General features: G+C 72.4%; 4 protein-coding genes and 1 pseudogene. 3 read left to right on the plus strand and 2 right to left on the minus strand.

What is annotated here, in order from left to right; all coding sequences use genetic code 11:
- Positions 1-50 precede the first annotated feature (50 nt).
- On the minus strand, positions 51-1,010 hold the full coding sequence (locus tag CCN72_RS31355) for a transposase (RefSeq protein ID WP_244174570.1): 960 nt from the start codon (positions 1,008-1,010) through the stop codon (positions 51-53).
- A gap of 64 nt (positions 1,011-1,074) precedes the next feature.
- On the opposite strand from CCN72_RS31355, the pseudogene CCN72_RS31360 reads away from it, so the two are divergent.
- Both CCN72_RS31360 and CCN72_RS31365 read left to right on the plus strand, forming a co-directional pair.
- Positions 1,075-1,781: pseudogene (locus tag CCN72_RS31360) on the plus strand (transposase family protein).
- Between the two features lie 101 nt (positions 1,782-1,882).
- A complete protein-coding gene (locus CCN72_RS31365) occupies positions 1,883-2,647 on the plus strand; it encodes a transposase family protein (protein WP_086811496.1) in 765 nt (254 codons plus the stop codon).
- 57 nt (positions 2,648-2,704) lie between these two features.
- Here CCN72_RS31365 and CCN72_RS31370 read toward each other — a convergent pair whose 3' ends face one another.
- Entirely contained in the window at positions 2,705-4,417 is a 1,713-nt protein-coding gene (locus CCN72_RS31370; RefSeq protein WP_086811498.1) for a LuxR family transcriptional regulator AbsR2, read from the minus strand.
- Positions 4,418-4,512: 95 nt separating this feature from the next.
- Here CCN72_RS31370 and absR1 point away from each other — a divergent pair, with 95 nt between their 5' ends.
- Positions 4,513-5,595, plus strand: coding sequence for a beta-glucuronidase AbsR1 (gene absR1 / locus CCN72_RS31375; protein ID WP_086811500.1), 1,083 nt, complete (start codon positions 4,513-4,515; stop codon positions 5,593-5,595).
- Positions 5,596-5,632 lie beyond the last annotated feature (37 nt).

Genomic DNA, 5,632 nt, shown 5'->3' on the forward strand with positions numbered 1-5,632 from the left:
GTTGGTGCGTGATAGCGGGTGGGGTGTGTTTGCCTTGCTTGCAGCCGTCTTCAGATGTTGGCCGTGCGGTCGGAGACGAGGCCGGCGATGGCGCGGTAAGCGTCGGGCAGGCGGTCGCGGCGGTGTGTCCAGCGGGTCAGTTGCTTCCAGCGTTTGTGGTCGGCGAGGGCGTGTTCGACGGTGATGCGGTCGGATGAGTGGCCGTGGCGGTCGCGTTCCCACTGTTCGACTCTGCCGGGCAGTGCACCGGGGCGGGGTTTTCTGGGTGGTGTGATCGCTTGTCCGCGGTGGTCGCGGCTCAGGCCGAGGTAGCCGTCGTCCAGGAGGACCTCGACGTCGGGGAAGTGCTGGAAGCAGACGGCGATACCTTCGTTGCGGGCGGCCGTGGCGTCGTGTATGAGCCGCGGTCGCAGGGCATCGGCCCATAACGTGCGGCCTTGATCGTCGGCGACGACGGTGGCCTTCATGGTGTTCTGCTTCTTCTTGCCCGAGACGAACGCACGGCGACCGCCGCGGCCGGCCGGTGGCCTGCGGACCTGGATCTCGGTGGCATCCAGGCGCAGCTCGACGCCTTCGGCCCGGGCATAGGCAAAGACGTCCGTCAGCGTTCGGAGCCGCAGGCCGAGGCGGTCGGGAACCGCGCACCCCCGCTCCGCCAGAAGCGTGCGCACCTCTGCGATCGCCCGGGTGACAGTCGACCGGTCGACGCCGAACAGCAGCCCCAGCACCGAGTGCGGCAAGTCGTGTCGCAGATGAATCAGCGTGGCCACCAGCCGATCGACGAACACGAGCTGATGACGGGCGCCGGCACCTTCGGCCCGCTTCCTGGCCCCTCCTCGCGCAGCATGGCGACGATCCTCGACCCCGGCCTGCCACGGCGCGGCCAACTCATCGTCCAGGCAAGCAAGATGATGCCGAGAGAGCCCCGTGAACAGACAGTGCGCCAGCACCGTCCGATTGGCCGTGATCGCCTCGGCGAGATCATGCCATCCACCTGCGATGACCCTCACCCGCTATCACGCACCAACTCGTAAAGAGTGTTGCAGAAGATTTGATGGCGGGCATTTTCCCTGTATGGGTGGGGTGTTGAGGGCTGAGCCGGTGCGGGTGGAGACGTTCACCGGGTTGCGGATGGGGCGTCTTGAGAAGCTGCTTCGAGAGGTGCGGGAGCGGGGCGGCATCGGCCCCGGTGGTGGCCAGCCGTGGTGTCTTCCGCCGGCCGAGCGGGTGCTGGTGGTAGCCGTGTCTGCCGGGTCATCCAGCGCCTACAACCCCTGCTCGCGCTGGAGCCGGCGCCCCGGCCGGTGCCGGGCACCGACCGGTCATGGATCGTGGACGGCACCCTGATCCCGGTCCGTGACCGTAAGGTCGCAGCCTCCTCCCGCAACTACCGGTTCTCGGCGAACGTGCAGGTCGTCATCGACGCCGACACCCGCCTGGTGGTGGCCTCAGCCCGGCCGGCTCCCGGCAACAAGGCAGACGCACACGTCTGGCGCGAGTCAGATCTGCCCGCCGTGGCGGCGGGCACGACGGTGATCGCGGGCGGCGCATACCTGGGCACCGGGCTGATCGTCCCGCACCGCAGACGAGCCGGACGCCCCCTCCTGCGCGGCCAGGAGGAAGACAACGCCGAACACCGGCGCGTCCGGGCCCGTGTCGAGCACAGCTTCGCCCGGATGAAGAACTGGAAGATCCTCCGCGACTGCCGCCAAAGGGCCGACGGCCTCCACCACGCCGTCCAGGCCGTCGCCACTATGCACAACCTCGCACTGACAGGGTGAAAGCAGCAGGTCAGCTGTCACTCAACCCTGTCCACCACCGACCTTCTGCAACCCTCTCTAAAGGGTGTTGCACAAGGCCGTGAGCTGGGAATCTCCTAGGCATGGCTGCGGTGTTACGTGTTGAACGAGTGTGGGTGGAGACGTTCACCGGGCTGCGGATGACGCGGTTTTCGAGTTTGTTGAAGGTGGTGCGGGAGCGGGGCGGCAACGGCACTTTGCGGGGTTGGCCGTGGTCGTTGCCGCTGGGCGAGCGGGTCCTGATGGTCGCGGTGTATTACCGCACGGACCTGACCATGCGGCAGTTGGGCCCGTTGTTCGGCGTCTCCTCCTCCATGGCCTGCCGTGTGATCCAGCGGCTGGGACCGCTGCTCGCGCTCGAGCCGGTCTCCCGCGCGGCCGATGCTCCGGACCGGATTTGGATCGTGGACGGCATCCCGGTCCGCGACCGCGGCGTGGGCGCCTCCTCCCGCAACTACCGGTTCTCGGCGAACGTGCAGGTCATCATCGACGCGGAGACCCGCCTCGTGGTGGCAGCCGCCCGGCCTGTGCCTGGCAGTACCGCGGATGCCAGGGCATGGCGGAGCTCCGGTCTGGCCGAGCACTGCCGCGGCGTGACTGTGCTCGGCGACGGCGCCTACATCAACACCGGTCTGGTCGTCCCACATCGCAAACGCCCCGGACGAGCACTGCTGAAAGACGAAGAAGAGGACAACACCGCCCACCGCAAAGTCCGCGCACGCGTCGAGCACGTCTTCTCCCGCACGAAGAACTACAAGATCCTCCGCAACTGCCGGCAGCGCGGCGACGGCCTCCATCACGCGGTCCAGGCGGTAGCCGGGATGCACAACCTCGCCCTCGCCGCATGACCGTCAAGCCCAGAGCACCGCTTCGGGCTGCTTGACCACGGCCTTCTGCAACACCCTTTAGGCCGACCTCTCCAGCAGCCAGGGCAGCGCGCCCCGGTCCCCCGTGCCCAGCCTGGTGTACGCGCTGTACAGGTGGTTGCCGACCGTGCGCACGGACAGCGTCAGCCGCTCGGCGATCTCCTTGTTGCTCAGGCCCGCCGCCGCCAGGGCCACGATCTGCCGTTGCCGTGCGGTGAGTTCGCCGAGGACCAGACCGGCCAGTGCCGGGGTGCGGGCGCCCTGGCAGCGGCGGGCGAGGGCGAGCGCCCGGGTGCGGGAGCGGCGCCCGGCCCGGGGGTCGCGGTGGACGCGTACGGCCTGGGCGTGGGCCTCCGCCGCGAACAGCAGGAACCCGCGCTCCGCCAGGGCGGTCGCGGCACGGTCCAGCGCCTCCCCGTCCCGGCGCGCCAGCGCCTCGGCGTGCCGGGCGAGCACACTGCCCGCGGGCAGCGCGCGGGCGGGCTCCCCGGCGCGTACGGCCCCGTAGCGCGCGTACGCGTCGCCCTCGGCGAGGCCCTGCCCCGATTCGTCCGACTCGGCCTGCGCCAGGGCGAGTTCCGCCGCGCACCCGGCGTCCCCCGGCGCCCACCGCAGTCCCTCCCGCGCCCATGCGGCGGCGTCCCGCACCGCGCCCCCCAGCCGGGCGAACCGGGCCCGCACCGCCGCGTACCCGGCCGGTACCGGTTCCCCCTCGGCCACCGCCCAGTCCCCCACCGGCGTCGCCACCGGCCGTACGTCCAGCTGGGCCAACCGCCCGTCCAGCAACCGCTGTTCGGCGGCGAGGGCGGCACCGCGGTCCGCTCCGGCCCGGCTCAGCCTCCGTGCCCGCAGCCGCCCGGTCACCGTCCGCAGCGCCGGTCCGTGCAGCGGGTCGGTGAGCGCGACCCCGCCGGCGTCGTCCACGGCGATCAGACCGGCCGCCTCCAGCCCTTCGAGGACATCGAGGTCGAGGTCGTACAGCGGCAGCCGGGCCGGCTCGGCGAAGGCGAGGCGTTCCAGGATCTCGCGCCCCCCGGGCGCGGCGCGCTCCAGCACCGGCGCGAGCCGGTCGCGGACGGCCGGGGTGACGGGCAGCGGCCCGCGCCAGGCGCGCTCACCGGTGCCGGGGACGGCGACCAGGTCCTCCCCGGCCACGAGCGCGGCCACCAGGGAGCGCAGCAGCCGCAGATCGCCCCGGCACAGCCGGTGCAGCCGCCGCACGGTGAGCGCCTCGAACCCGGCCGCGCCGAGGAGGGCGGCGGTGTCCTCCTCGGGCAGCGGGGCGAGGGCCAGCCGGGGCAGCAGCTCACCGGTCCACAGCCGGGACACCGCGCCGGGCGCCGACGCCTCGTCGCACGCGGCCACGATCAGCCGGGTGCGCCCGTTCGCGGCCAGCTGGTGGACCAGCGCGGCGGAGTCCTCGTCCAGCAGATGGGCGTCGTCCACGACCAGGAGCCGGACGCCGGACAGGGCCCGCACCGCGCCGGGCAGCGAGCCGGTGACGGCCGGCAGGTGCGCGAACGCCGCGAGGGGCAGATGGCGGGCCTCGGGCGTGCCGGTCACCCGGACGTGGTCCGTGCCCCGGACCGCCTCCGTGATCAGCCGGGTCTTGCCGCGCCCGGCCGGGCCGGTCACCACGATGCCCCGCCGGCCCGCGGCCATCGCCCCCCGCACCAGCTCCAGTTCGTCCTCCCGGCCGGTGAACGGCCAGGGCAGTTCGAGAGTCTTCGCGTCCTGTTCGTAAGTCCTCACACCAATCAGAGCACGCGTACTCAGGTTTGATACAGGGCGACTTGAGTAGCCTTCGACTCAGGCGCCGGTCAGCGCGGGACGGGCACGCTGGCCGCATGACCCGACGCCTGTGCTCGCTATCACGGCAGCCGGCCCCGTCCTTCGGACCGGGGCTGACCGCCGAGCGGCAGGCCGCGCTGCTCGCCGGGCGGCGCATGTGGGTCAACGGCACGGTCCTGCACTACTGCTTCCTCGACACCGACCACGACGCCTCGGTGATCCCGGTCCCCGGGACCGGGGAGCTGCGCCGGGTGGCGTGGGCGGGCGGCAAGGAGCAGCTGGACGTGGTCCGCGAGTGCTTCGCGCAGTGGGAGGCGCTCGGCATCGGGGTCGCCTTCGCGGAGGTCGGCGACCGGGGGGAGGCCGAGCTGCGGATCGGGTTCCAGTCCGGCGGGGGTTCCTGGTCGGCGGTGGGCCGCGAGGCCCTCGCCGTCGGCCGGGGCGAGCGCACCATGAATCTCGGCTGGGACGTGACCGCGCAGGGGGAGCGCGGCACGGTCCTGCACGAGATCGGGCACGCGCTGGGCCTGGTGCACGAGCACCAGAACCCCTGCGCCGGGCTGCACTGGGACGACGAGGCCGTCTACGCGGAGTTGGCGGGCCCGCCGAACCACTGGAGCCGGGAGACGGCGTACACCAACGTCCTGCGGGCGCTGGACGCCGGGGAGTCCAGGGGCGCGGTGTGGGACCCGCGCTCGGTGATGGCCCTGCCGTTCGGTCCGGGGCTCGTGCTGGAGCCGGAGCAGTACCGCGGGGGGCTGCGTCCGGCCGAGCGGCCCTCGGACCGTGACCGGGAGTTCGTCCTGCGCTGGTACCCGGGTACCGCGCCCGGACCCGACCCGCTGGTGCCGTTTTGTTCGGTACCGCTGGGCCTGGGTCCGGGCGAGCAGGCGGACTTCGTCGTCGAGCCGACGGGGACCCGCGACTACACCGTGGGGACCTTCGGCGACGCCGACACCGTGCTCGTGGTCTTCGAGGAGCGGGACGGGGAGCCGCGTTTCCTCGCCGGCCACGATGACGGCGGCACCCCGGACAACGCCCGGTTGCGGGTACGGCTCGTCCGGGGCCGCCGCTACTTCGTCCGCGTCCGCGTCTACTCCGTCTGGGGGGCGGGTCAGACGGCGGTGATGTGCTGGTGAGCACGCGCGGGCGGCACGGTCCGTAGTCCGGCGCCGG

The organism is Streptomyces murinus, assembly GCF_002154555.1.
Lineage (GTDB): Bacteria > Actinomycetota > Actinomycetes > Streptomycetales > Streptomycetaceae > Streptomyces > Streptomyces murinus.

Excerpts from the sequence above, each read along its gene's own strand:
- CCN72_RS31365 (WP_086811496.1), top strand. The coding sequence starts at position 1,883 with ATGGCTGCGGTGTTACGTGTTGAACGAGTGTGGGTGGAGACGTTCACC.
- absR1 (WP_086811500.1), top strand. The coding sequence starts at position 4,513 with ATGACCCGACGCCTGTGCTCGCTATCACGGCAGCCGGCCCCGTCCTTC.